The organism is Flavobacterium sp. (assembly GCF_039916025.1).
Taxonomy (GTDB): Bacteria; Bacteroidota; Bacteroidia; order Flavobacteriales; family Flavobacteriaceae; genus Flavobacterium.
In genome coordinates, this window is sequence record NZ_JBDSMB010000174.1 from 1 (window position 1) to 26,154 (window position 26,154).

Consider the following 26,154-nt stretch of genomic DNA (forward strand, 5'->3'; position numbering starts at 1 on the left):
GCCAAAGAAGTGGAACTAAAGAAAAAAGCCATTTTAAAATCAAATGGCTCTGCCAATGCTTCGGGATATCAAGACAAGCCTTCTACAAAAAAATGAACGCTTGTAAAAAACAAAAATCTGATAATGAAAAACTAGTGAAAATGGTCATCGACAAAAGAGGCGAAATAAACCAGGCAACCGGAGGAAGAAAATTACATCTGCTTTTACAAGACCAGATGAAACAACAGAACATCAAAATGGGACGTGACAATTTCTTTGATTTTCTAAGGGCTCATACCCTACTCGTGCCCAAACAGCGCAACTTTACACGAACCACAAACTCGAATCATCTCTTCAGAAAATTTAAAAATCTGGTGCAAAATAAAGTACCAAACCAACCCGAAGAGCTTTGGGTAAGTGATATTACTTACTTGCGACTAAATGGAAAAAATGCCTATTTAGCTTTAGTGACTGATGCCTATTCAAAACAGATAATGGGGTTTCATGTAGCAACAAATATGAAAGCATCATTATCAATAGAAGCTTTGAAAATGGCGTTAAAAAACAGAAAATATCCAAATAGAAAACTAATCCATCATTCGGACAGAGGTTTTCATTATTGCTGGCCAGAATACGTGAAAATGCTTCAAGAAAATGAAATTCTAATAAGTATGACCGAACAGTATGATCCTTGTGAAAATGCGCTTGCAGAACGCCTGAACAAAACCATGAAATATGAATTTGGATTAAATCAAACTATTCCAAATAAAACAATAGCTCAAAAGATGGTAAGACGCGCTGTGAAGATTTATAACAGCTTAAGACCACATGACAGCCTAAAAGGAAGAACGCCCATTATCGTGCATCTAAATGCTGACATGCCATATAAATCATATCGTAGGAATAAAGAAATTATTTATATAAATTTGAATTGAAAACAGAGTAATAATCTGTCAACCTATTTAAGGACGATACAACACCTCCGATAGAAGAGAAAATATGAGAAAAGTAATTGCAGCAATTAATATGACAATTGACGGGGTTTTTGACCATACTGCAGGGTTGCCTGATGAAGAAATACATCAACATTATACAGAATTATTGGATCATGGAGATGTCATTTTATATGGTAGAAAAACATATCAACTTATGGAATATTGGCGAACTTTTTTAGAAAATTCTTCGGAAGAAAAATCTATGAATGACTTTGCTATAGCAATTGACAAAATTCCCAAAATTGTTTTCTCTAATACTCTTAAAAATGTTGATTGGAAAAGTGCAGTAATAGCAAATCGTGATTTAAAAGAAACTGTTTTAGAACTCAAGCAACAATCCGGAAATGACATTTTTATTGGCAGCCGCAGTCTAATCATTCAACTGATGAAACTTAACTTAATTGATGAATTACAACTTTGCATTTATCCGGTTATTGCGGGGAATGGTTTGCAGCTATTTGAAAATATAATCGACAGAACAATTCTAAAACTTACAAATACAAAAACGTTTAAAGGTGGTGGAATTATACTTTATTATGAACTGACAAATAATAGCTAACAGTCATTTTGCGCATTGGTTGGTTTAGTTATTCTTTGCCGAAACCCGAGCCTAAGGCAAACGGAGCGGAGCTAATTGCTAAGTTGAAGCGTTTAGGCTAAAGACATTACCAGATTCGGACAAAAATTAATATTGAAAAAGATGAGTAGAATTTTATGATATTCCCAATTTTGACAACAGAAAGGCTAACGCTTAGACAATTATCAATTGATGACACGCAGGATATTTTAGTTTTACGTTCAGACCTAGAAATAAACAAATATCTTGACAGGCCAATAAGTTCGACAACTGAAGATGCAATAAACTTTATCAACAAAGTCAACGACAACATAGAGAAACAAAATTCTCTGTATTGGGCAATTACCTTGACAGAGACAAAAACATTTGCTGGTACTATTTGCCTATTTGATTTTTCAAACGAAAATAATAGTTGTGAAATCGGGTATGAACTTATGACGAAATTTCAAGGCCAAGGAATTATGAAAGAAGCTGTACAAGTGGTCACTGACTATGTATTTCAGACTTTGAAGTTTAAGAATATATTGGCTTGCGTTCACTATGACAATCAGAATTCAATCAAACTTTTGACAAAATTTAATTTCGTAAATTCAATGGAAACAGACAAAGAAAATCCTGCCTTAAATATTTTTACTCTGACTCAATAAAATTGACAACAAGAAAACGAAACATATCAAGCATAAAAAAAGGCTCTCATTCGAGAGCCTTTTTACCACAATTAATTACAAAACTATGTTTAACCCAATTTTGAAATTTCTTCCTCGGGTAGAATAACCAACATTCTCAAAAAATTCTTCGTTAAATATATTTGTTGCTGCTCCAAAAATTGAAAGCCTGCTTTTTATTAATTCATATTTCAATGAAGCATTTACCAATTGATACGAACCTAATTGTGTAGTGACAACACCAAAGGTATTGCCATCAAAAAACACATCGTTACGAGCATCAAAATACTGGTAGTTTACACTAAAAAGCGTTCTGTTTGTTGCTTGAAAATCCAAACCGGCATTTACTTTATGTTTCGGAATTAATCTGTCTAACGCTTTATCAACTTGCGTGAAAGTGTAATTTCCGTTCAATTGCAGTTTTGAAGTCACCGCAATATTCAAAGAAGTCTCCACGCCTTTTGCTTTGGTTTCGCCATTTACGTTGACGTAATATGCCTCAAAAGTTGTAGAATTAAAATAGAAATCGATAGCATTGGTTTGGTTACGGAAGAAACCAACCGCATTCAACTTTACTTTTTTGTTGAACAATTCGGTTTCAAAACCAGCTTCAACCGTCGCATTTTTTTCCGGAGTTAGATCGGCATTGCCATATTCAGAATACAATTGGTACAAACTTGGCGTGATATAAGCCGTGCTATACGAAGCCAAAACTTTCAAAGGGAAACTGGTTTTGAAATTGTATGACGGATTGAAATTGTAAACAAAATTATTGCCATATGCACTGTGATTATTCAATCGTGCTCCGGCATTAACATTCAAACCAAAATTTGAATTGTACACCAAAGTCGTGTAACCATCAATGATGTTGAACTTGGTATTTTCATTTGCAATTGCGCTGAATGGTGTTTGGCTTTTCATATCGTTAAACTGATAATTCGCACCCAAAATCACAAAGAATTGCTTGCTGAAATTATACTTATTAAAACCATCCAAAACGACACTTCTCGATTCATACAAAGAATAATCAATCGTATTTGAAAATGTATTAAATTCATTATAATCACGAATGATTTTGGTAAAACCTGAATTCAAAACGAATTCGCCTTTGTTGTATTTGTATTTTGGAGATACGCCAAAACGGATTTGTTCCGAAGTCGTTACATTCACATCTGTATCATTAAAACCTGTGTTATCAAAAGCAAAATCGAAATCGTTCTTGATTTTGTCATAGTTACCAAAGAAATCCAAAGTCAACTTTTCCGAAGCTTTGAAACCTATTTTTCCCAAAAGATTTTGTCTCGAAAAACTATCCGGTTCATAATTGGCACCTGCAATTTGAGACATTCCTTTTGTTTCGGTGCTGTTGAATCCGGCAAAGTAATTTACCTTTTTAAAATTCCCATTTACCGAAAGTCCCTGATTGAAATCCTGCCCTTTATATTTGTGATTATCAGCCGTATTATTCGAGCCAATATTCACATAAGCATTGCCTTCGATTTCTTTTTTCGTCGATTTTTTCATCGTGATATTGATTACTCCGGTTGCAGCACCTGTACCATAAAGCGTACTTGCTGCGCCTTTCATAATCTCAATTTTTTCAATTTTTTCAACTGGTAATAAACGTAAATCGTATTCAAAGCTAATACCCGAAGCATCGGTTACAGGAATTCCGTCAATCAAAATCAAAACCTGACGGTTTTTTCCACCACGAATGTAGTAGCCGAGGTTTTTTCCGTTAGCCGATTGATTTCCGTTGATTTCAACACCAGCGACCTGGCTCAAAACTGTGGCCAGGCTTTGCCCCGATTTTTTGTCTAAATCTTTAGCCGTGATTACTTCAATAACTTTTCCTGATTTTTCTTTGCTTTGCGCAAACTTGGTGTCTGATAGCACCACTTCTTTCAATTGATTCACTTTAGTAGAATCCTGTTCCTGTGCGTACGCACAAGTGTTTAGCAAAGCTAAAATAGCTACTGCTTTTACTGTTTTTTTCATTCATTCTGAATTAATTTCAGAATCTTTCAATTCTGAAAATTTTGATAATCGTGGGAGAAAAGCATAGAATTTACCCATACCCAAACCTTTTGTCCCGAAAGTTTGTTACTCTGATGAATTAGGCAGGTTTCCTGGCTTGCGTCTTGTTGTTTACCTTCCCATTCGGATTTGGGATTTGGGATTTTAGATTTGGGATTTATAAAAATCCTAATTCCTAATTCCTTAATCCTTACTCACAAACAGTGGTTTTGTAGAAACAACAGTCCCGATACTTCGGGATGATAGCTTACAGTTGCGGGAACAGCTTTAGATTTAAAATATTAAATTTTAGATATCAGATTTAGGCTTTAATTCCTAATTCGTAATTCTCAATTCGTAATTCTTCACTAAATTCCCTTTTAATGCGATTTTGAAAAACAAAATCACAACCTTAATTCGGGTGCAAATGTAAAGTATAAATTAAAAACAAAACAATACTTTTGCAAAAAACAATTTGATGAGAATCTTTACTAAAGCCCTACTTCTTGCTTTCATTTCTGTTTTATTAGTGCAATGTAAAACCGATTCGAGACCGGAAGAAATAATTTCTAATGAAAATACGGTTCACTATGCTAAAGGTTTTTCAATTGAAAATTATGATGGATATGCTGTTGTTACCGTTATAAATCCCTGGCCAAAAGCTACAAAAACCTATACTTACATTCTACAGGAAAAAAACGGAATTGTTCCCGATAGTTTGAAACAAAACACAATTATTCCAGTTCCAATACAAACAATAGTTGTCACCTCAACCACACACATTCCTTCTCTGGAAATGCTTGACGAAGTCAATACTTTAGTTGGTTTTCCGCATCGTGATTACATTTCTTCCGAAAAAGTAAGAGCCCGAATCGATGCTGGCAATGTAAAAGAATTGGGCAATAATCAGGATTTGAATACCGAAGTCTTACTCGATTTACAGCCGAATATTATCATTGGCTATGGCATTGACAACAAAAATCCAACGCTTGATAATCTACAAAAAAGCGGTTTAAAAGTAATGCTCAACGGTGATTGGAATGAAGAAACTGCTTTGGGGAAAGCTGAATGGATAAAGTTTTTTGGCGCTTTATATGGCAAACAGAAAGAAGCCGAAGAATTGTTTGCCAAAATTGAAAAAGATTATTTAAACACTATAGAAGTTGCAAAAAAAGCAATTGCTACTCCTACCATTTTGGCCGGCGATATGTTTGAAGACCGATGGTATTTACCAAAAGGAAGTAGTTGGGGAAGTTTACTTCTGAAACAAGCCAATAGCAATTATTTATGGCAGGAAACCAGCGGAACAGGAAGTTTGTCGCTGTCGTTTGAAACTGTTTTAGAAAAAGCAAAAAATGCTGATGTTTGGATTACTTCCGGGCAATTTTCAACCTTAAAAGAAATGACCGATATGAATCCGCATTATGCTGAATTTGATGCTTTCCGGAATAAAAATGTATATTCGTTCAGCGGAAAAAAAGGAAAAACTGGTGGCATTCTCTATTATGAATTAGCGCCAAATCGACCTGATATTGTGTTGAAAGATCTTGTCAAGATTTTGCATCCCGAATTATTGCCGGGTTACCAGCCTTTTTTCTTTGAGAAATTGAAGTAAGTTGCAAAGTTGCAAAGTCATAGAGTTATTATTAAATTATTTAAAACTGAAAAACCGAAATACCATATTGTTTTCTTCTTTATCATTGCTATTGGTATTGACATTGCTGTTGAACATTTCAATGGGACAGGTTGCCATTCCGACGAAAGAAGTTTTCAGGAGTTTATTTGGTGGTCAGGCTTCCAAAGAAACCTGGGAATATATCATTGTTAATTTCCGTTTGCCAAAAGCTATCACAGCCATTCTTGTTGGTATAGGACTTTCGATTTCTGGCTTATTGATGCAAACCTTATTCAGAAATCCATTGGCCGGACCTTATGTTCTCGGATTGAGTTCGGGTTCGAGTTTGGGCGTTGCCTTTGTAATACTTGGTGCCGGATTTTTACCAGCTGTTTTTTCGCAATTCCTGTTATCTTCTTATGGAATCATAATCGCTTCCTGCATTGGAAGTTCGCTGGTTTTGGTAATGATTTTAGTTGTTTCCCAACGCTTACGCGATACGATGTCGATATTGATTGTTGGTTTAATGTTTAGCAGTTTTACGAGCGCGATTGTAAGTGTATTTACTTATTTTAGTACGGCTGAACAATTACAGAAATATACATTTTGGTCGATGGGAAGCATTGGCAATTTATCGTGGCAGAACATTTCGATTTTGGCGGTTTGTACTATATTTGGATTGTTGTTCAGTTTGCTTTCATTAAAACCTCTGGATGCTTTATTACTTGGTGAAAACTACGCCAAAAGTATGGGATTGAATATCAAAAAAGCGCGGTATATTATCATATTTGCTACGAGTATTTTGGCCGGAAGCATTACCGCTTTTGCCGGACCAATTGCTTTTATTGGATTAGCGGTTCCGCATTTGGGGAAACTTTTATTCCAAACGAGTAATCACAAAGTTTTGTTTTTCGCAACACTGCTTATTGGTTCGATTATAATGTTGTTTTGTGATACGATTTCACAAATGCCGGGCTTTGATTTTACGTTACCAATAAATGCCATCACGTCTATCATTGGTGCGCCAATAGTGATTTGGTTAATTGTCAGGAAAAAAAGTATTCAGTAATCAGTGTTCAGTATAAAAAATAATTTGTGTATTCGTGGCCAATAAAACTAACATACTTTCCACTTCAGACTTATCCATTGGATACCAATCCAAAAAGGGAAAGAATACTATTGCTGAAAATCTAAACCTTAATTTGGCGGCAGGACAATTAATATCAATAGTTGGCGCTAATGGAATAGGAAAATCGACTTTATTACGAACGTTGACCGGAATTCAAAAACCATTATCGGGAACAGTCACGCTTAATGACAAAGATATTCACCACTACGAACCATTAGCATTGGCACAAAATTTAAGTTTGGTGTTAACCGAAAAATTACCGCCTAGCAACTTGACTGTTTTTGAATTGATTGCGTTAGGAAGACAACCTTACACCAATTGGCTTGGCAAACTTTCAGCAGAAGATTTAGAAAAAATAAATCAGGCGATTGGGCTCACGCACATTGAACATTTAATTGATAAAAAGCATCACGAAATCAGCGACGGTCAATTGCAAATTGTATTGATTGCGCGGGCTTTGGCACAAGACACGGCTTTGATAATTCTGGACGAACCAACAACGCACTTGGATTTGTTCCATAAAGTTTCGGTTTTTAAACTTTTGAAAAAGTTATCACAGGAAACCAATAAATGCATTTTATTTTCGACTCATGATATTGATTTGGCGATCCAGCTTTCGGATGAAATGATTGTCATGACTGAAAATTCCGTTGAACAAGACCAGCCTTGCAATTTGATTACAAAAGGAATTTTTGACACCCTATTCAAAGAGGAAAGTCTTTTTTTCGATAAAGAAAAAGGAAAATTTAGTTTCAGGAACTTATAATAAAAGAGTTGTCTATCTTTGTAAGAGCCGTAAATCCACAAAGATGAAACACTTTCTTACCATCGCACTGTTTTTTTGTATTGCCATATCTCCGGCACAGATAAAACTTGAAATCACACCACAGGGATTAATTCCGCTGGAATTAAAAACTCCAAACAGGCCGATTGATCAGTTGTTGCAGACTTCCAAATCATGGGCGCCTTATTATAATAAAAATGGCTTTGACGTGTCTGAGGTTACCCTAAATTCACTAACAATCGAAGCAAAAGTTGAGAATGCTTTTTATTCTTATAATGTGGGTGTAAAATACAATCACGACATTCGATACAAACTCGAAATTGAATTTAATGAAAATCAAACATATTCGCTACGCATTTCTGTAAAAGAAATTTATGCTGAAAATGTATTGATGAAAACTACGTTAGCTGATTTTTTTACAGCGGAAGGAAAATTAAAAGACGATTTCAAAGATGCCAAACCTTCGTTGGAAAACACTCTAAATAGAGTTTTAAATTCCTATGTGAATTTTGTAAATCAGTAATTAAGTTGGATTATCTATTTCTTAAATCGTCCTCTGTGTATTTGAGCGGAACTTAATAATTCCTGAGCACTAAAATTAAGTTTATGAGCGTTAAATTGCATTGGTTTATGTTGACTAGTGTCATAAAAAGCAAAGTGATACTCATAACTACGATCATATTTTTCGTTTATTACAACAGTAATGACTCTTTCGTTTTCAATTTTATCCCATGCAATTATTGGTTCATTTTTAATTTGAATTCCACGAGAATTAATTCTCAATTGAACAATATTCCATTCGCCCATTAGGCTGATGATTTCTTTGGTAAAAAAGCAGGACAATAAAAAAACAATAAGGGCGGATAAATAATCCTTACTACATAATAAATAAATGCTAAATCCAAATCCCATGACAAGAATAAAAACTCGGAAAACTATCATAAGTCTTGAGGTATAGACCAGAGTTTCTTCTGAATAAAACAAGTTATTAGTATCAATTATTGGTCTCATTCTATCTCAAGTTAATCTGTCTTTTTGCTTCGCCAACAACAAATGCCACCGAATTCGCAATATTATAACTCCGAATTAAAGTGGACATTGGAATGGTTAAATGGTTTTCGAATTGCGCTAAGACTTCTTTGCTCAAACCAACACTTTCTTTACCAAAAACCAGCCAGTCGCCATCTTGGAAATTTGCTTCGTAGATAGATTTCTCTGCATGTGAACTCATCAGAAAAACTCTTGATTTATCCTGAATTTGAGTCATCCATTCCGCTATATTCTGATATTCGGTAACATCCAAATGAATCCAATAATCCAAACCCGAACGCTTTAAATTCTTGTCATTAATGACAAATCCGAAAGGATGGATTAAATGCAGCCGGCTTTCGGTTCCAACACACAATCGGCCAATATTTCCGGTATTGTTTGGGATTTCTGGTTCTACTAATACAATGTTCAACATTTGGTTATTCGGTTATTTGTTTATCTGAAAGAAACTTTCTACTTCGAGAACTTCTCCGGCTTTTAAGTTTTGCAAATGTATGTTTCCTACCCGAATTCTGACCAATCGCAAAGTTGGAAATCCAACAGCAGCTGTCATTTTTCTAACCTGGCGGAATTTACCTTCGGTTAAGGTTATCGAAACCCATGAAGTTGGACCGTGACGCTCATCGCGGATTCTTCTTCCTTCACCAATACTCTTCGGAAGTTCTTCAATTATTTTAGCATCGCATTCTTTGGTTGTATAGCGAATTCCTTTGAACCCAATTTCGACACCTTTTTTAAGTTGCTCAATTGCTTCCTGAGTGATGATTCCATCCACTTGAGCGTAATATTCTTTTTCGACAGCTTTGCTTCTGACAATTTCGCTCATCATTCCGTCCGTCGTAAGCAAAAGTAAACCTTCGGAATCTTCATCCAATCTGCCAATTGCCATTGTTCCTTTCGGGAAATCATACAATTCGCCAAGCAACTTTTTATGTCGCTTTTTTTCATAAATGAACTGACTTAAATAACCATCTGGTTTATGAATTAGGAAATGTCTGGTGACCATTTTTTAAAATATAAAAATTATATAATGAAATGTTAAAATTATATAAAGTGAAAATGCAAAACTAGAGTTAATTTTAACATAACAATTTTAATATCACAAGTCATGAAAACACTATACCCTTTCCTGTCCAATTTAGCTTCGTTGGCTATAGGTTACATCTTTGTAACGAATTTAAAATTTTCTCTTGAATTCAATTATATTGTAATCATGTCATTGCTTGGGATACTGTTTTTCATTTTTGTTATTATAAGTGTTTTGACTTCTTCAAAAAGACCCAGATCCAGATCATTATTCTATAACAGCTATTCTGACAGAAGAACAAAAAATCAGGAATTTGACAAATATTATTCTTTCATGAACGAATAATTACATCAATTGTTTTCATATATTTACTTTCTAACTAAGTTATATATGAACCCCGTTATCCTTTCTGCTTTCTTATTCATAATTGCTTTATTTTTAGGCATTTACTTTGGAAAACTTTTCTTTTCTGTCAATTCAAAATCTGAGAAAGCTTCACTCGAAGAAAAAATAAATGGTTTGCTGCAGCAAATTGAGCAATACAAAAATCAGTTAAACCAAACTGTTCAGGAACGCGAAAATATCCGTGCCGAAAAAGAATCGCTTGCTATTCAGTTATCCAAAAAAGAAACTGATTTTGAAAATCTTTGGGAGCGCAACAAGGAGCAAAAAGAAGAAGTAGAAAAACTTCAGGAAAAATTTACCAAAGAATTTGAAAATCTGGCCAATAAAATCCTTGAAGAAAAGACCAGTAAATTCACAGAGCAAAACAAGGAAAACCTCAAAAATATCTTAACGCCTTTGCAGGATAAAATTCAGCTTTTTGAAAAGAAAGTCGAGGACACTCACAAAGAAAGTATCGATTATCATGCGGCACTTCGTCAACAGATTTTGGGCTTACGCGAAATGAACGAGCAGATGAGCAAGGAAACTTTGAATCTAACCAAAGCTTTGAAAGGCGATAGCAAAATGCAGGGAAATTGGGGCGAATTGATTTTGGAACGTGTTTTGGAAAAATCAGGTTTGGAAAAAGGCCGCGAATATGAAGTCCAGCAAAGCTTTACTGCCGAAGATGGCAATCGTGTTTTTCCTGATGTTGTGATTAATCTTCCTGACGGAAAGAAAATGGTTGTCGATTCAAAAGTAGCTTTAACAGCTTATGAACGCTATATTAATGAAGAAGATGAAACCGAAAAAGCGCAATATTTAAAAGAGCATGTGATATCGATTAAACGTCATGTGGAGCAATTGGGAAGCAAAAATTATCACGATTTATACCAAATGGAAAGCCCCGATTTTGTGCTGCTTTTCATTCCGATTGAATCAGCTTTTGCCTTAGCATTGAATGAAGATACTTCGCTTTATAACAAAGCTTTTGAAAAAAATATTGTCATTGTTACACCTTCTACCCTTTTGGCAACATTGCGGACAATTGACAGCATGTGGGCGAATCAAAAGCAACAGGAAAACGCTTTGGAAATTGCGAGGCAAGCCGGAGCTTTGTACGACAAATTTGAAGGTTTTATTAGTGATTTACTTTTAATCGGAAAGAAAATGGATGAAGGTAAAAAAGTATATGAAGAATCCATGAAAAAATTATCTACTGGAAATGGAAACTTAATAACGAGTGTAGAAAAATTGAAAAAAATGGGTGCAAAAGCCAAGAAATCATTACCCGAAAACATTTTACAAAGAGCTGAAAAAGATGAATGATTTATTTAAGACTGTGGATTCTTCCAAGATTACGATTTCGGAATTGATGTTGCCATCACATACTAATTTTAGCGGCAAAATTCACGGTGGTTATATTTTATCGCTTTTGGATCAGATTGCATTTGCTTGTGCTTCAAAGTTCTCCGGACATTATTGTGTTACGGCTTCTGTTGATACGGTTGATTTTTTGAATCCAATTGAAGTTGGTGAATTAGTTACTATGAAAGCCAGTGTTAATTATGTTGGCAGAAGTTCGATGATTATCGGAATTCGTGTTGATGCTGAAAATATTCAGAATGGAAAAGTGAAACACTGCAATTCGAGCTATTTTACGATGGTTGCCCAAGACAAACAAGGTAATAATATTGAAGTTCCCGGATTAATTTTATCCAATGATGAAGAAGTAAGACGTTTCTTTAACTGTATCAAACAGATAAGCCTTAAAAAAGAAAGAAATGAACATGAGGAAATTTTTGATTACAAGTCGGAATCTGCGTTGAAAACACTGCAATCCTACCATGTCAAATTAGGAAGCTTTTAAACTTTTAATTGAACAATTCTTATTAATATTCGACAATGTTTGTTACTAATTAAATAATTGATAGGTTATTGTAAAATATTTATTATTTTTGGTCAGCATTTCCAAAACCTATGAAAAAACACTACTACTACTTATTCATTTTCGGCTTATTTCTAAATCTTTTTATAGCTTGTTCCAGCGGTGATGATTATAATGTTGTTGCTCCAATTGCTACAGATGATACTGTAAGCAGTACCATAACAGCACCTGTCGTGATTCCCGTTTTGGTAAATGATACAACCGGCGGCATTCCTGATCCAACTAAAGTAAGCATAAAAAATGGTGCTGATACAGACGGAAATGGAACTTTAGATCAATTGATGGTTCCTAATCAGGGAACATGGAGCGTTAATGCTGTTACAGGTGATATAACTTTTACACCAATACCAACTTTTACCGGAAATCCGACTCAAATATCCTATACCGTTAAAGATGCCGATGGCAATGTTTCTAATGAAGCTTTGGTAACGATAAATGCGGTGGCAATTGTTACTGCAGATTTAACAGTGGTGCCTTTACCAAAACTATCAGATTATCATTTTTTTATTGGTAATATAACGCAGCAAATCCCGTCATTGAATGTTATACCATACGAACCAGCGAGTTCACTTTTTACAGATTATGCTTCAAAAAAGAGATTTACCTGGATGCCAGCCGGAGTTGCAGCAACTTATAATGAAGATGGTAAAGTTCTTAATTTTCCAGTTGGAACTGTTTTGATAAAGACTTTTTATTACACTACAATTCAACCTGGAAACACAACAAAATTAATCGAAACCCGATTGATGGTTAGAAAAAGTGATGGTTGGAAGTTTTATGAATATTTATGGAATGACGCCCAAACTGATGCCGATTTAGTTTCTGGTTTAGACTTTACGAACGGAAGCACTAAAAATATTACGTTTGCTAAACCAAGTGGAGAAATAATAACCACAGACTACAGAATACCTTCGGATGGTGAATGTTTTGCCTGTCATAAAATTAATGAAACAGCTACGCCAATTGGTGTTAAACCACAAAATTTGAATCACAACTATGCCTATGGCGGTACAAACATGAATATTTTACAGAAATTAGTTGAGCAAGGTTATTTGGGAAGTTATCCATCTACAATTGTTTCTACTGTAGATTATCATGATACAACTCAGCCATTGGATTTAAGACTTCGTTCTTACTTAGATGCAAACTGTGCGCATTGCCATCAGGATGAAGCGCGTTGTTATTACAGACCTGTTCGATTCCCATTTGGTTTATCAAATATTGACTCGAATATAGGTATCTGTTTAGTAGCCGACGAAGAAATAAGTCCAACTTTACAAAAAGTAATTACTCCGGGAAATTATAATAAATCAATCATGCATTACCGAATGATTTCAAACGATGAAAGTGAAAGAATGCCATTATTGGGCAGAACCATTGTCCATGATGAAGGTGTTGCCCTTTTACAACAGTACATTTTGTCCTTAACCCAAACTTGTCCATAAATTTAAAACAATTTAACAAAAGCATATTATGAAAAAAATTACATTGATTATTGTTTTGTTTTTTAGCATATCAGTAGCTGTTGCGCAATCAAGTTGTGCTACTGCTGTAGCTGTTGCGCTAAATTCTACTACAACTGCTCCAACATTTACAGGGGAATTCAGCACTGCTCCAACACTACTTTGTGGATTAACCGGTGGCGCCGGAAATAGAGGGAAATGGTATAAATACACTGCTACAGCAAACATCACTATTACTGTTTCTACTTATTTACCTCAAAATAATAATAGTGATAATCGTTTAATAGTATATTCAGGTGATTGCAGCGCATTAGTTTGTGTCGATTCAAATGATGATTACAATGATTCATATTCTTCACAGGTAACTTTTGCTGCAACAACAGGGACGACTTATATATTTGCTTTTGATAATCGTTACAGCAATGCTGGTTTTGATTTTACAGTTATGGAAGCTGTACCTGCCGGTCCTGACAGATTATCATTTACGACTCAAGCTGTTGCTGGTGTAACCGGAGGTTATAACAACTGTATTGTTGACATGAATGGAGACTATTTAGATGACATTGTTTCTGCAATTTCTGCAACTCAATTAGCAATTACATATCAGCATGTTAGTGGTGTTTTTACAACGACGACTTATACAGTTCCTAATACAACTGTATTGCCATCATGGAGTATTGCTGCTGGGGATTATGACAATAACGGATTCAATGATTTGGTTTATGGTTCAGGAAGCGGTGTTGCATTTTTGAAAGCAAATAGCGATGGAACGGGATATGCAACTGACAGAAAAACACAAAATTATTTGGTACAAAGAACAAACTTTGTAGATATTAATAATGATGGAAAACTTGATGCTTTTGCTTGTGATGACAATGCTCCAAACCGATATTACATGAATGACGGAATCAATTTAAACCATATTCAGGGTGGAATTGGTGATTTCCCATCTGGTGGAAATTATGCTTCCAATTGGTTTGACTTTGATAATGATGGTGATGTCGATATGTACCTTGCAAAATGTGGCCAGGGTGGTTCAGGAGTTGGAGGAAATATTGATATGTTACTTAAAAATAATGGCGACGGAACTTATACAAATATAGCCGCAGCTGCAAATATGGCAAATCCGGAACAAACGTGGTCAGGAGCTTGTGGTGATTTTAATAATGACGGATGGATAGATGTAGTTGTTGGCGTAAATTCAGGGTCAAATGGATATAGCAATGTAAAAAGAAATAATGGTGATGGAACATTTACAAGTGTGACTACCGGTTCTGGTTATGACACAGAGACTAATTTAGGAAGAGAATATGTAGCCCAGGATTTCGATAATGATGGTTTTTTAGATGTATTAGGATCAGGTTATAATATTATGTTTGGTGATGGTAATTTCCATTTTACACCAAATCCAAATATGTACATTATGTCTGCTTATGACAGACCAGTTGGCGATTTAAACAACGATGGGTTCTTAGATATTCAAAACGGCAACAATGTTATGTTTAACAATGGTAACGCTAACAAATGGTTAAATGTTAATTTACAAGGAGTTGACAGCAACAGAAACGGAATTGGCGCAAGAGTTGAAATTCACGGTACCTGGGGACAACAAATCAGATATGTACAAAGCGGAACTGGATTTCAAAATATGAGTACACTAATGGCTCATTTCGGAATTGGAGCGGCGACTACAATTGACGAAGTAATAATAAAATGGCCATCCGGAATTATTGATACCCTAAACAATGTAAGTCCAAATCAAAACCTTTTGGTAGTTGAAGGTTCAACATTAGCAATTAATTCATTCAACAATGGTGTGTTCTCCATTTATCCAAATCCAGCAAAAAACGTTGTTAACATTCTTTTGCAGGACAATCTGAACGTAATGCTTAAATCAGCTTTGGTTTATGATTTAACAGGTAAAATTGTGCTTAGCACTAATGATGTAAGTCAACCGATTAATGTTGAGAAATTAGCAACCGGAACTTATATTTTATCAATTTCTGATACAACAGGAAGAAGCTATCCTCAAAAATTCATTAAAGAATAATACTTTCAATTATAGTTCACTAAAGCGTCCCAAAACCGGGGCGCTTTTTTTATTAATGAAGTTAAACAAAGAAATTTTACAGGCATATAATCTGTTAATATTTAATAAATTATGAAATATTTATTATATTTGGTTTGCTTTTAAAAATCCATGAAAAAATATTACATCTTATCGATTACAATACTTTTATCATTTATAGTTTTTATTGCTTGCTCCGATAAAGACGAAGTTTATACGCCTGTTTCTCTTGTTGTAGTTGATTTGACATTAGTTCCTTATCCAAAGTTATCGGACTATAAGTTTTTTGAAGGTGATATAAAAAACCAAAATCCTTCCTTAAATGTTATTGCCTATGAACCGGCCAGTTCTTTGTTTACAGATTATGCACATAAGAAACGGTTTGTTTGGATGCCAGATGGAACAAAGGCAAATTTTGTAGCCGATAATAAGGCTTTGAATTTACCTGTTGGTGCTGCACTTATCAAAACATTTTACTATGAAAATGTGCAACCGGATAATACAACACGCATTATTGAAACACGTGTAATGATTAGAAAAACAGCAGGATGGATTTTTGCAGATTATGTATGGAATACTGAGCAAACTGAGGCATTTTTAGATTTAGAAGGTAGCTTTACACCTATTGCCTGGAAGGATGAAAATAACGTTATCAAAAGCACAGATTATAGAATACCAAATAGCGCACAATGTGCTATTTGTCATAAATTTAAAGAAGAAATTGATGGTAATGAAGTAACAACTTATATCCCGATTGGAATTAAACCACAAAATTTAAACTTCAATTATAACTATAATGGTGTTACTCAAAATCAATTAACAAAATGGGTTGAACTTGGTTATCTGGAAAATAATTTTAGTTTGCCAAGTCAGGAAAATACGACTGTTGATTATAGTGACACATCAAAATCAATAGAATTAAGAGCACGTTCTTATGTAGATGCCAATTGTTCGCATTGCCATCAGGATAACAGATTTTGTGATTACCGGCCAATGCGGTTTGCATTTAGTAATAGTGGTTTGCCAGATGGTTTAGGTCAAACAAATATGGGCGTTTGTGTTGATACAGAAGATTTACAGGATTTTCCTCCGGCATTAAGCAAAATTGTTACGCCTGGAAATGTTAATCGGTCAATGATGTTTTATAGAATAAATACAACAAATGAATCCTATCGAATGCCGCTTCATGGAAGAACAGTCATTCATGATGAAGGTGTTGCTTTAATACAACAATGGATAAATTCATTAACGAATTGTCCATAACAATAATAAACTTTAATCAATTACATATGAAAAAAATTACTCTAATCATTGCATTCTTTTTTATTGTGCAGTTGTCTAATGCGCAAGACACATGTGCAACAGCAGTGCCAATAACTGCCGGTTCTTACGTTGTCAGTGCTGTGAATGGGACACAGGTTCCAAATCCAATTTGTGCTGATAATGGCAATGGAGCTAATGCTGGTGAATGGTACACGTACACACCAACACAGGATCGTACTACTACTTTAACTACAGATTTAGTAATCAATTCTGGTGGTGATACCAGATTTCATGTATATACAGGGACTTGCGCTAATCTGACTTGTTATACCGGAGATGATGATGGTGGAATAATTGGAAATGGATTTTTGTCTGTTGCAACATTTAATGTAACTGCCGGGACAACCTATTATATAGCTTTTGACAATTTATGGAATTCAAATGGTTTTACTTTTCAACTAACAGAAGCTCCAGTTGTTGTTTTACCAACGCCTCCTATGACATACACATCAACAACTATTGCCGCAATAACGAGTACATACAATATGTGTCTTATTGATATGAATGGAGATGGTAAAGATGATATCGTAGGAGTAAGCAATAACAATCTTAGAGTTAACTACCAAGGTGCAGGCGGTACATTTACCTTTACTGATTTTCCAATAGCAGGTTCAAGTTTGATGCCATATTGGAGTCTCGCAGCTGGTGATTATAACAAAGATGGCTACAACGATTTTATGTTAGGAAATGGTAGTGGCTGTACTTTTTGGAAATCAAATGCTACAGGAACTGCCTATACAAGCATAACTCCTGGTCAATACATTTTCTGTCAAAGAACCAACTTTGCTGACCTTAATAATGATGGAAATCTTGATGCATATTCTTGCCATGATGTTGCGCCAAATGTATATTATTTAAATAATGGTTCAGGAGGTTTTACTTATTATCAATCAGGAGTTACGCCTGGTGCTTATTCTTTAGGAGTTACATCAACTGGTGGAAATTATTCATCAGTATGGACAGATTTTGATAACGATGGTGATGTAGATATGTTTATGTCTAAATGTTCAGGTCCACCATGTGAGCTTCACAGAAATGATGGTAATGGTGTTTATACAGATATATCTGCTATAGCACAACTCAATTTCACACCGGTAACATCGTGGTCATCAGCAGTAGCAGATTATGATAATGATGGAGATATGGATATTATGATTGGCTCTAATGGAAGTATTCCTTCGAAACTTTTTAGAAACAATCTTGACACCACAAACAGTGTTGAAGAAGCCTTTACAAATATTACTGTTGGTTCTGGTTTTGACACCAACTCTTCAATACACAGAGATTATCTTGCTTATGATTTTGACAATGATACACATGTTGATGTCTTCAGTAATAATAATATTATGTTTAATCAGGGAAATAATCTTTTCGTTCCTGCAACTTACGGAGCTTTGATGATTGGACCTGTTGGTGATTTAAACGATGATGGTTTTCTGGATATTCAAAACGGAAGTACTATACGTTATGCTGTTCCTAATACCAACAAATGGATAAAAGTAGCATTACATGGATTACAAAGTAACAGCAATGGAATTGGTGCGAGAGTTGAAATTTACGGAGCTTGGGGAAAACAAATTAGAGATATAAGAAGTGGTGATGGATTTACTTATATGAATTCAATGAATGCTCATTTTGGATTAGGTCAGGCTACAACTATTGATCAGGTTGTTATAAAATGGCCTTCAGGTCTTATTGATACTTACAACAACGTAACTCCGAATCAAACATTAATGGTAGTTGAAGGAACTACTTTAGCAGTTAATTCATTTAACAATGGTGTCTTCTCTATTTATCCTAATCCTGCAAAAAATGTAGTTAACATTCAGCTGAATGATAATCTAAGTGTAACACTTAAATCAGCTTTAGTTTATGATTTAACGGGTAAATTGGTGTTGCAAACCAACCAATTAAACCAACCAATTAATGTTGAAAAATTAACAACCGGCACTTACATATTATCTGTTTCTGATACAGAAAATAGAAGTTATACTCAAAAATTCATTAAAGAATAAAAACCTATAGATACTAAAAAAGGCGTCCCGATTCTAAAATAGAATCGGGACGCCTTTTTTATTTAATTTATTTTATTAGAAAACTCTCAACAGATTAAATCCAAAGAAAATGTCTCCTTTGCCCCAATCTCCGGTAGTATTACCCAAAAATCCAGCTTCATGAATTCCTTGTGAACTACTAAAGTGCATTTGAAATACGTGTCCGCCAGTTTCTAAATCAACTCCAATTGAAAGCGGATCTTTATATGGTGACGTGCTTGATCTGTTTAAATGAGCCGCATAATCAACATTTACTGACCAACGTTTTGCAAATTTATATCTTCCACCCACTCCAATAGCATATTGGCTATTATCTTGGTTATCATCAATCACAAAGTTTTCGTGGAAAAAAGTTGGAGCTAATTCCAGCGATAAATTCTTGTTGAATTTTCTGGAAACTAATAGTTGCGCCACATAAATTGCTCTATCCTCAAATTTCATTTTTGGATAATTGCTTTCTTTCAAAGTGTTGTTTAAAGCCACACTGGTAAAAGCTGCTATGGCAACCGGAAAACCATTTGTCTCCTGAGGCTGTAATAAAAATTTACCTGAGAAATCATAAGCCAATTCACTTCTTGCCGCACTAATAGTAAACCAATTGGTAATTCCATATAAAAATTTCAATTGAGTTACAGCGCTGTCAAGTCCATAAGCTCCTTCAAAACCATCTTTTACAGAACCAAATCTGTGTGCTACAATAAAATAAAAATCACCTTTAGAGGCAAGTTTTGTTGATTCTAGATTTACAATTTTTAATCCTTTAAAAGCAGCTTCTACATTGTTTTTTTGGTTTGAAGTACTATCTACTCCACTGAGTAAATCTTCCTGAGCGACCATCGTAATTGGTAATAATAATAGCAAAATAATTTTTTTCATACAGCGTTTTTTTTAGTGTTTATATTTATTCTATAGTGCATTGATCCATTTGTATTTCTTCTAATAAATCATCAAAACCAATCAGTCTTCCTTTTAAAGTTATAGAATCCTGTAGCTTTATTTTGTCTGGAATCTTATTCGTGAATCGAGCCGAAAGCTTTTCATCAACCGTAATTATTTTATTGGCTAAATCAATATCGGTGATTTTCCCTTTTACGGAAATTGTTTTATCTAAATAGGTTTTGTTAGCTAAACTATCGTTTTCAGTAAATGCCTGAAAAACTTCTGGCACTGTTTTAGAAAAAGCTGCATCTTCTGAAGCAATGTCTCTGTGGCTTTTATACATGTATTTATAAACTCCAAAACTCACCACAATCAACAAGAGTAAACCGTAAAATAACTTTTTCTTCATAATCGAAATTAATTTAAACTGCTTAACAGATAATTACGTAAATTTACTTAAAAATACTACTTAAAATAAAGCTAAAATGAAAAAGATATTACATTTTCCACTATTTACAGCCTTTGGTATTGTTTTTGTCTTTGGTTGCGCCAATGATTCAAGTTCCGATTTAATTGATTTAAATCAAACCGGCGAAGTGACATATACCAACACCACTAAAAGTATTTTTGACAATAACTGTATTCCATGTCACGCAGATGTTCCTGTAAACGGTGCACCTATGCCATTAACAACATACGCGTTTGTTAAAAATGCAGTTCAAACACGACCTTTATTGGACAGAATTTCAAGAGCTCAAGGTTCACCTGGAATGATGCCTAATGGAGGAACCAGATTACCACAGGCAAAAATTGATCAGATTTTCGAATGGGCAAACAATGGATTACCAGAATAAATTATAAATTATGAAAACGAAATTAGTAAGCCTTCTAATAGTAATAAGTTTGAGCAGTTTTGCACAAACTAAAATGATTACCAAAACAGGTAAAATAACTTTTGAAGCATCTGTTCCTGCTTTTGAAGAAGTAAAAGCAAAAAACGAATCTGTAACAGTTGTTTTAAACCCAGCTACCGGAGATATTGCCAGTTTGGCTCTAATGAAAGGGTTCCGTTTTAAGGTAGCATTAATGGAAGAACATTTTAACGAAAACTATGCGGAAAGCGACACTTATCCAAAAGCGACATTCAAAGGCAAAATTGAAAACTTCGATGTTTCAAAACTTACCGAAACTGCCAAAACATATACGATAAAAGGCCGAATGGAAATGCACGGAAAAACAAAAGACCTTACAATTACAGCAAGTATAAAAAAATCAGGTGATGCAATTGATATCGATTCTGATTTTACCCTGAATACTGATGATTACGGAATTGAAATCCCAAGTGTCATCAGCAAGAAAGTCTCCAAGAAAGTAGCTGTAAAATTAGATGCTACAGTAAAATAAAAATAAAGCTGTAAATATTTTACAGCTTTATTTTTTCATACAAGTTTAGTTTATCAATATGGAGAACCGTTTTATTCTGATTCTCACTTCGTGAAAACATAGGAAGAAATTTGGCTCCATAAACAATCTCATCAAACGAATAAGACGCTCGTTTTACAACTGTCGTGCTAAACATATCATCAAAAACCTTTAGAAAAACCAGGAATTCACCATCAATAGTTGCGTAATCTTCTTTGGTCAAATTATACAATGGGCTGTTTTCGGTTATTGGATGCACTAATGTCCAGCTCAAATTCAAGGCATTTATTTTTGATAATTCCAAATCCAAAGTATAGAACTTATTCGTTAAAACTCCATTTTCATCTAGTTTCATTCCCAGAGTAACTTTTGCTTCAGCATCGGTCAGATTGGTATTTTTGAATGGCGACAATCTAAGCATTAGTGCAGTTCCTTTTTGAAATGGCGCAATCAAAGCATTCTCTGAAAATTTGATATGTGCTTTTGGTTTGCTGAATCTTCCGTAAAACAAACCTGTAGCGATAGCAAAACTCAACAATCCGAATAAGGCTTCGACAGCTGCAACAAAACTAGTCGCGAATCCTGATGGGCTAATGTGTCCGTAACCAACTGTCGTAAAAGTTTGAATACTAAAGAAAAATGCCTGACCAAATTTATCCAAAGTAGTGGTTGCAGTCATTCCGTTTAAATGCTCAACGCCAACAGCGTAATACAGACTGGCAAAAATAAAATTGACCGAAAAATAAAATATCACAATAATGACTAAGAATTTCCACCTTGGAATATTAAGCATTGTATGATACCAACTAATGCTTTCAAAAAGGCCAATTCCCGATTTTTGGACATTGGCATAACCATTTTTAGTGATAAAACGACCGCCATAGCTGGAAGCATTCGTCCCAAAACCAGTATTGGCATCGGATGTTGCTTTGCTGTTTATTTTTTTTAAAATCTTCATTTGTGTATTTTTATTATATCGAAATTTCCATCACAAAATCATCCATTACATAACCATTCCCAATATCTATAACTTCTTCGTAGCTAATAGTAAAGCCTAACTTTTTATAAAAATGTTGGGCGATATTATTTTTGTTGACATTCAAAAGTAAGGCTTCCTGTTTGTTTTGAGCAGCTTCTTTAGCAATATAATCAATCAATATTCGGCCAATGCCTTTTCCCTGCTGATTGGATAAAATATAGATTTTTTGAATTTTGGTTTTTGGCATTCCGTCATAATTAAACTCATAAGCTGCAAATCCAACAGGAATATTATTTTCAGTAGCCAATATAAAATGGATATCAGCGGCAGCTTGCTTTTGTAAAGACGGAACGCTGTACATCATTTCCATCATATAATCCAGTTGCTCCTGACTCAAAATTGTGCCATAGGCAATCGGCCAGACTTCATTGGCTATGGCTCTGATGCTGGCAAAATTCTCGTCCGTGTTATTTTGTATTGAAATCATTTTACTCTGGATTTCAAGTTTTGTTCATAATTAGTAATCCAATTTTCCACAGAGATTTTCGCTGCCAGTTCACCAATAAAATCAAAAGGAATATCATTCATTTTCTTGAAACGAATACAGCTTTTCCCAATGTCAAGTTTAGTTTTAGTGTGTTTAGGAAATTCTGAAACAAACCAATCTGCTAAATCTTTATTGCCATAAATTCCCATGTGATACATTGCGATAAAGTTCTTTTGCGAAGCCAGATTAATAAAAGGCAACGGCAATTTTGGCGTGCAATGATAGCCAGCCGGATAAATAGAATGCGGCACAACATAACCCAACATTCCGTAACCAATGACTTCTTCAAAACCTTTTGGCAGATTATCTTTGATTGCATTTCGGAGTTTTGTCATCGCTTGTTTTCTATCTTCCGGTAATTCAGCCAGATATTGCTCCGGTGTTGTCGCTTTGGATTGCATGGTTTTGTGTTTTGTGTCTCAAAAATAGAAATAATTTTAATAGATTTACATTTTGATATATATTCCTAATCTCTATGTCCAAAAGTCCTTTAAGAAAAGACAAGACCTGCCTGAATTGTAATCACGTTGTAGAAAAAAGATTTTGCCCAAATTGTGGTCAGGAAAACACAGACACACGGAAAACTTTTCACCATTTATTTATCCATTTTTTTGAAGACTTAACGCATTATGAAAATGCTTTTTGGAAAACCATAAAAAACTTATTCCTTAAGCCTGCTTCGCTTACTAAAGAATATCTTTCGGGCAAACGCCTTTCCTATTTGGCGCCGGTAAGATTGTATATTTTCATCAGTTTTGTGACTTTCTTTCTGATTGCTGTTTTTCCAAATGATAAAGATGATTTGATTAAAATGGATCAAAATCATTCGGTAAGAGTAACTGATAAAAACGGCAAAACAAGAGACAGCATTATTGATCAAAGGAAAATAAAAATATCAGAATTACTAGCTGCAGATGAAGAAGCTCAAAAGAAGCAACACTTAACCAATGCGCAACAAAACGAGGGTTTTTTGAACTTTGGTTATAAAAACATCACCGAATTAGATTCACTTCAAAAATATGGCCCTGCCGAAGATAAATTAAATGATTTTGAATATTCAATTGTCAAAAAAACATTGATTGTAAAAGAGAAAAATACCAAAGCAGAAATGTGGGAGAAATTCGCCGAAGCAGCATGGCACAATATTCCAAAAGCATTGTTTATCTATATGCCACTTTTTGCTTTCGTCCTTTGGCTGTTTCATGGTAAAAAACGCTGGTATTATTTTGACCATGGCATTTTTACGCTACACTATTTTTCATTCTTATTACTATCAGTATTATTTATTTTCTTTTTTAGAAAAATCATGAACTGTTTTGCCGAAAACAGCTTTATTAACACCATAACTTATATTGGAGTTGGTGCGGCTAATATTTGGATGTTTTATTATTTCTTTCCGGCACATCATCGCTTTTATGGTGAAACCCGAATGATTTCGTTCCTGAAAAGCATTGTTATGTTTTTGATTAATGTCATTTTAATGAGCATCTTACTTTTATTATTTATCTTATATACCTTTATCAATATCCATTAAATCATGATTAATAAAAAAACAATTGCATTATTACTGTTTCCGCTTCTATTTATAAGCTGTTCAACCAAAAAAGTTGCGCCTACAAAAGTAGAATCTTCTTCTTCATCTTCGATTTCACCTTTTACAAATGATTATATCAAAAACATTTCAATTGATGATTTACGAACCAACTTAACAGTAATTGCTTCTGATGAAATGCAGGGACGCGACACCGGAAGTGAAGGTCAGAAAAAAGTAGGTCGCTACATCATTGATTTCTACAAAAAACATGGTATTGGTTTTCCAAAAGGCGCTACCGATTATTACCAACATATTCCGGCTGCCTTTCTAAATGCAAAACGCAATGAAGGCCTTCCCGATTCAGAGAACATTTGGGCTTTTATTGAAGGTTCGGAAAAACCGGGAGAAATCGTGGTTGTTTCAGCGCATTATGATCATGTCGGCATGAAAGGCGACGAAATTTATAATGGTGCTGATGATGATGGCTCAGGAACAGTTGCTATTATGGAAATTGCAGCTGCTTTTCAGAAAGCTAAAAACGAAGGCCATGGCCCTAAACGTTCCATCTTAATTATGCACATGACAGGTGAAGAACACGGTTTGCATGGTTCGCGCTATTATACTCAAAATCCTTTGTTTCCGTTAGCCAATACGGTTGCCGATGTTAATATTGATATGATTGGAAGACGCGATCCATTTCACGAAAACAGCAACAAGTATATTTATCTGATTGGCTCAGATTATTTATCAAGCGATTTATATAAGTTATGCGAAGATGTGAATAAGAAAAACAAGTTCTTAACCATTGACTATAAATACAACGATAAAAGCGACCCAAACCGTTATTACTATCGCTCTGACCATTATAACTTTGCCAAAAAGGGAATTCCTGTTGTTTTCCTTTATAGTGGTGAACACGAAGATTACCACAAACCAACAGACGAAGTAAGCAAAATAGAATTCGACGCTTTAACCACCAGAACCAAATATGCTTTTGCCATTGCCTGGGAAATTGCTAATCGTCCTGACAAATTAGTGGTTGATAAAACGGATGGGAAGTAAAACATAAGACATGGATAATATCATTTATTTAAAAAAAGTGCCTTTTCCAAAAAAGTTTTTTGGTTTTGTAATCATGCTCGCTGGGATAAGTGTGGCCATGTTCAGTAATATGGTTTTAGGAACTATATTCGCTGTTATTGGCTTAAACCTATTATCAACTGAAGGTACCGAAATCAATTTTATTGATAAAAAGTATAGAATAATCAAATCTGTCTTAGGAATTCATTTTGGAAAATGGCAGGATTGTCCAAAATTTGAATATGTTTCTGTTTTTAAAACCAAACAAAACCAAACAGTTAGAGTCATCACTGCAGAAACAACGATACAAAGTGATATAATTTTACTGAATTTGTTTTATGCAAATAACAAATACCTGACATTTTATAAAACCGATAATAAAGAAGATGCCTTTAAAGTAGCCAATCATTTTAATATGATTTTCGATGTTGACATACTGGATGCAACCGAAAGTGAAAGTAAATGGATTGAACCTATTGCAAATTAATAATCTGGTTTGCAACTTATAAAAACAAAAAAAGTCCTGACGAATCAGGACTTTTTAGTTAAGGGTGGCTGACCGGGTTCGAACCGGCGACCCTCGGCACCACAAACCAATACTCTAACCAGCTGAGCTACAACCACCATTTTTAACGA

At 34.6% G+C, this 26,154-nt stretch carries 28 protein-coding genes, 1 tRNA gene and 1 riboswitch; of the genes, 19 read left to right on the plus strand and 10 right to left on the minus strand.

The genetic code is table 11. The annotated features are described in order from the left end of the window. Positions 1–65 precede the first annotated feature (65 nt). The 3 genes from ABIQ27_RS13025 (at position 66) to ABIQ27_RS13035 (ending at position 2,198) form a co-directional block, all read left to right on the plus strand. Positions 66–914: an IS3 family transposase gene (locus ABIQ27_RS13025; RefSeq protein WP_348034379.1), complete on the plus strand. Its 849-nt coding sequence runs from the start codon at positions 66–68 to the stop codon at positions 912–914. Between the two features lie 64 nt (positions 915–978). Continuing rightward, entirely contained in the window at positions 979–1,533 is a 555-nt protein-coding gene (locus ABIQ27_RS13030) for a dihydrofolate reductase family protein (RefSeq protein ID WP_348034350.1), read from the plus strand. A gap of 155 nt (positions 1,534–1,688) precedes the next feature. Next, positions 1,689–2,198 (plus strand): GNAT family N-acetyltransferase, encoded by a 510-nt coding sequence (locus tag ABIQ27_RS13035; RefSeq protein WP_348034351.1) that lies wholly within the window; start codon positions 1,689–1,691, stop codon positions 2,196–2,198. A gap of 75 nt (positions 2,199–2,273) precedes the next feature. On the opposite strand, the gene ABIQ27_RS13040 is transcribed toward ABIQ27_RS13035, so the two are convergent. Continuing rightward, positions 2,274–4,214: a TonB-dependent receptor plug domain-containing protein gene (locus ABIQ27_RS13040; protein WP_348034352.1), complete on the minus strand. Its 1,941-nt coding sequence runs from the start codon at positions 4,212–4,214 to the stop codon at positions 2,274–2,276. A gap of 103 nt (positions 4,215–4,317) precedes the next feature. After that, a riboswitch (cobalamin riboswitch) is annotated at positions 4,318–4,662 on the minus strand. A gap of 48 nt (positions 4,663–4,710) precedes the next feature. Between ABIQ27_RS13040 and ABIQ27_RS13045 the strand changes: the two genes are divergently transcribed. From ABIQ27_RS13045 to ABIQ27_RS13060, 4 genes are all read left to right on the plus strand, one after another. Continuing rightward, positions 4,711–5,847, plus strand: coding sequence for an ABC transporter substrate-binding protein (locus tag ABIQ27_RS13045; protein ID WP_348034354.1), 1,137 nt, complete (start codon positions 4,711–4,713; stop codon positions 5,845–5,847). Between the two features lie 67 nt (positions 5,848–5,914). Continuing rightward, on the plus strand, positions 5,915–6,916 hold the full coding sequence (locus ABIQ27_RS13050; protein ID WP_348034356.1) for an iron ABC transporter permease: 1,002 nt from the start codon (positions 5,915–5,917) through the stop codon (positions 6,914–6,916). A 34-nt stretch (positions 6,917–6,950) separates the two neighbouring features. Beyond that, complete coding sequence (locus ABIQ27_RS13055; RefSeq protein ID WP_348034357.1) at positions 6,951–7,742, plus strand: ABC transporter ATP-binding protein; 792 nt, start codon at positions 6,951–6,953, stop codon at positions 7,740–7,742. 43 nt (positions 7,743–7,785) lie between these two features. Next, entirely contained in the window at positions 7,786–8,283 is a 498-nt protein-coding gene (locus ABIQ27_RS13060) for a hypothetical protein (protein ID WP_348034358.1), read from the plus strand. Positions 8,284–8,297: 14 nt separating this feature from the next. On the opposite strand, the gene ABIQ27_RS13065 is transcribed toward ABIQ27_RS13060, so the two are convergent. From ABIQ27_RS13065 to ABIQ27_RS13075, 3 genes are read right to left on the minus strand one after another with little or no spacing between them, the layout of a single operon-like run. Further along, positions 8,298–8,771 (minus strand): hypothetical protein, encoded by a 474-nt coding sequence (locus ABIQ27_RS13065; RefSeq protein WP_348034359.1) that lies wholly within the window; start codon positions 8,769–8,771, stop codon positions 8,298–8,300. A 1-nt stretch (position 8,772) separates the two neighbouring features. Next, a complete protein-coding gene (locus ABIQ27_RS13070; protein ID WP_348034360.1) occupies positions 8,773–9,225 on the minus strand; it encodes a tRNA (cytidine(34)-2'-O)-methyltransferase in 453 nt (150 codons plus the stop codon). 12 nt (positions 9,226–9,237) lie between these two features. After that, a complete protein-coding gene (locus ABIQ27_RS13075) occupies positions 9,238–9,816 on the minus strand; it encodes a pseudouridine synthase (RefSeq protein ID WP_348034361.1) in 579 nt (192 codons plus the stop codon). 102 nt (positions 9,817–9,918) lie between these two features. On the opposite strand from ABIQ27_RS13075, the gene ABIQ27_RS13080 reads away from it, so the two are divergent. The 7 genes from ABIQ27_RS13080 to ABIQ27_RS13110 all read left to right on the plus strand — a co-directional run bounded on the left by ABIQ27_RS13080 (position 9,919) and on the right by ABIQ27_RS13110 (position 19,038). Next, positions 9,919–10,182 carry a hypothetical protein gene (locus ABIQ27_RS13080; protein ID WP_348034362.1) on the plus strand — a complete coding sequence of 88 codons (264 nt, stop codon included), beginning with the start codon at positions 9,919–9,921 and terminating at the stop codon, positions 10,180–10,182. Between the two features lie 45 nt (positions 10,183–10,227). After that, the gene (rmuC, locus tag ABIQ27_RS13085) at positions 10,228–11,550 is read left to right on the plus strand and encodes a DNA recombination protein RmuC (RefSeq protein ID WP_348034363.1); all 1,323 of its coding nucleotides are present in this window, start codon (positions 10,228–10,230) and stop codon (positions 11,548–11,550) included. Beyond that, positions 11,543–12,091 carry an acyl-CoA thioesterase gene (locus tag ABIQ27_RS13090; protein WP_348034364.1) on the plus strand — a complete coding sequence of 183 codons (549 nt, stop codon included), beginning with the start codon at positions 11,543–11,545 and terminating at the stop codon, positions 12,089–12,091. The genes rmuC and ABIQ27_RS13090 overlap by 8 nt, the downstream gene beginning before the upstream one ends. Before the next feature lie 110 nt (positions 12,092–12,201). Further along, positions 12,202–13,614: a hypothetical protein gene (locus ABIQ27_RS13095; protein ID WP_348034365.1), complete on the plus strand. Its 1,413-nt coding sequence runs from the start codon at positions 12,202–12,204 to the stop codon at positions 13,612–13,614. A gap of 28 nt (positions 13,615–13,642) precedes the next feature. Further along, positions 13,643–15,682, plus strand: a complete 2,040-nt coding sequence (locus ABIQ27_RS13100; protein ID WP_348034366.1) for an FG-GAP-like repeat-containing protein — start codon at positions 13,643–13,645, stop codon at positions 15,680–15,682. Positions 15,683–15,832: 150 nt separating this feature from the next. After that, positions 15,833–16,963: a hypothetical protein gene (locus tag ABIQ27_RS13105; RefSeq protein WP_348034367.1), complete on the plus strand. Its 1,131-nt coding sequence runs from the start codon at positions 15,833–15,835 to the stop codon at positions 16,961–16,963. A gap of 26 nt (positions 16,964–16,989) precedes the next feature. Beyond that, entirely contained in the window at positions 16,990–19,038 is a 2,049-nt protein-coding gene (locus ABIQ27_RS13110; RefSeq protein WP_348034368.1) for an FG-GAP-like repeat-containing protein, read from the plus strand. A gap of 75 nt (positions 19,039–19,113) precedes the next feature. On the opposite strand, the gene ABIQ27_RS13115 is transcribed toward ABIQ27_RS13110, so the two are convergent. Both ABIQ27_RS13115 and ABIQ27_RS13120 read right to left on the minus strand, forming a co-directional pair. Then, complete coding sequence (locus ABIQ27_RS13115) at positions 19,114–19,953, minus strand: DUF5777 family beta-barrel protein (protein ID WP_348034369.1); 840 nt, start codon at positions 19,951–19,953, stop codon at positions 19,114–19,116. Between the two features lie 25 nt (positions 19,954–19,978). Then, positions 19,979–20,365: a hypothetical protein gene (locus ABIQ27_RS13120; RefSeq protein ID WP_348034370.1), complete on the minus strand. Its 387-nt coding sequence runs from the start codon at positions 20,363–20,365 to the stop codon at positions 19,979–19,981. Between the two features lie 76 nt (positions 20,366–20,441). Between ABIQ27_RS13120 and ABIQ27_RS13125 the strand changes: the two genes are divergently transcribed. Together ABIQ27_RS13125 and ABIQ27_RS13130 are read left to right on the plus strand one after the other, a co-directional pair. Next, entirely contained in the window at positions 20,442–20,810 is a 369-nt protein-coding gene (locus ABIQ27_RS13125) for a cytochrome c (protein WP_348034371.1), read from the plus strand. A gap of 10 nt (positions 20,811–20,820) precedes the next feature. Further along, on the plus strand, positions 20,821–21,360 hold the full coding sequence (locus tag ABIQ27_RS13130) for a YceI family protein (protein ID WP_348034372.1): 540 nt from the start codon (positions 20,821–20,823) through the stop codon (positions 21,358–21,360). Between the two features lie 19 nt (positions 21,361–21,379). Here ABIQ27_RS13130 and ABIQ27_RS13135 read toward each other — a convergent pair whose 3' ends face one another. Genes ABIQ27_RS13135 through ABIQ27_RS13145 form a run of 3 tightly spaced genes read right to left on the minus strand, consistent with a single transcriptional unit; the run spans position 21,380 to position 23,305 of the window. Beyond that, on the minus strand, positions 21,380–22,336 hold the full coding sequence (locus ABIQ27_RS13135; RefSeq protein ID WP_348034373.1) for an ion channel: 957 nt from the start codon (positions 22,334–22,336) through the stop codon (positions 21,380–21,382). Between the two features lie 13 nt (positions 22,337–22,349). After that, the gene (locus tag ABIQ27_RS13140) at positions 22,350–22,844 is read right to left on the minus strand and encodes a GNAT family N-acetyltransferase (protein WP_348034374.1); all 495 of its coding nucleotides are present in this window, start codon (positions 22,842–22,844) and stop codon (positions 22,350–22,352) included. Then, complete coding sequence (locus ABIQ27_RS13145) at positions 22,841–23,305, minus strand: DUF1801 domain-containing protein (RefSeq protein WP_348034375.1); 465 nt, start codon at positions 23,303–23,305, stop codon at positions 22,841–22,843. The genes ABIQ27_RS13140 and ABIQ27_RS13145 overlap by 4 nt, the downstream gene beginning before the upstream one ends. 74 nt (positions 23,306–23,379) lie before the next feature. Here ABIQ27_RS13145 and ABIQ27_RS13150 point away from each other — a divergent pair, with 74 nt between their 5' ends. From ABIQ27_RS13150 to ABIQ27_RS13160, 3 genes are read left to right on the plus strand one after another with little or no spacing between them, the layout of a single operon-like run. Continuing rightward, positions 23,380–24,438 (plus strand): DUF3667 domain-containing protein, encoded by a 1,059-nt coding sequence (locus ABIQ27_RS13150; RefSeq protein ID WP_348034376.1) that lies wholly within the window; start codon positions 23,380–23,382, stop codon positions 24,436–24,438. A gap of 3 nt (positions 24,439–24,441) precedes the next feature. Beyond that, positions 24,442–25,500, plus strand: coding sequence for a M28 family peptidase (locus ABIQ27_RS13155; RefSeq protein WP_348034377.1), 1,059 nt, complete (start codon positions 24,442–24,444; stop codon positions 25,498–25,500). A gap of 10 nt (positions 25,501–25,510) precedes the next feature. Beyond that, a complete protein-coding gene (locus ABIQ27_RS13160; protein WP_348034378.1) occupies positions 25,511–26,005 on the plus strand; it encodes a hypothetical protein in 495 nt (164 codons plus the stop codon). 63 nt (positions 26,006–26,068) lie between these two features. On the opposite strand, the gene ABIQ27_RS13165 is transcribed toward ABIQ27_RS13160, so the two are convergent. Continuing rightward, positions 26,069–26,142, minus strand: a tRNA-His gene (locus ABIQ27_RS13165). Positions 26,143–26,154: the final 12 nt, after the last annotated feature.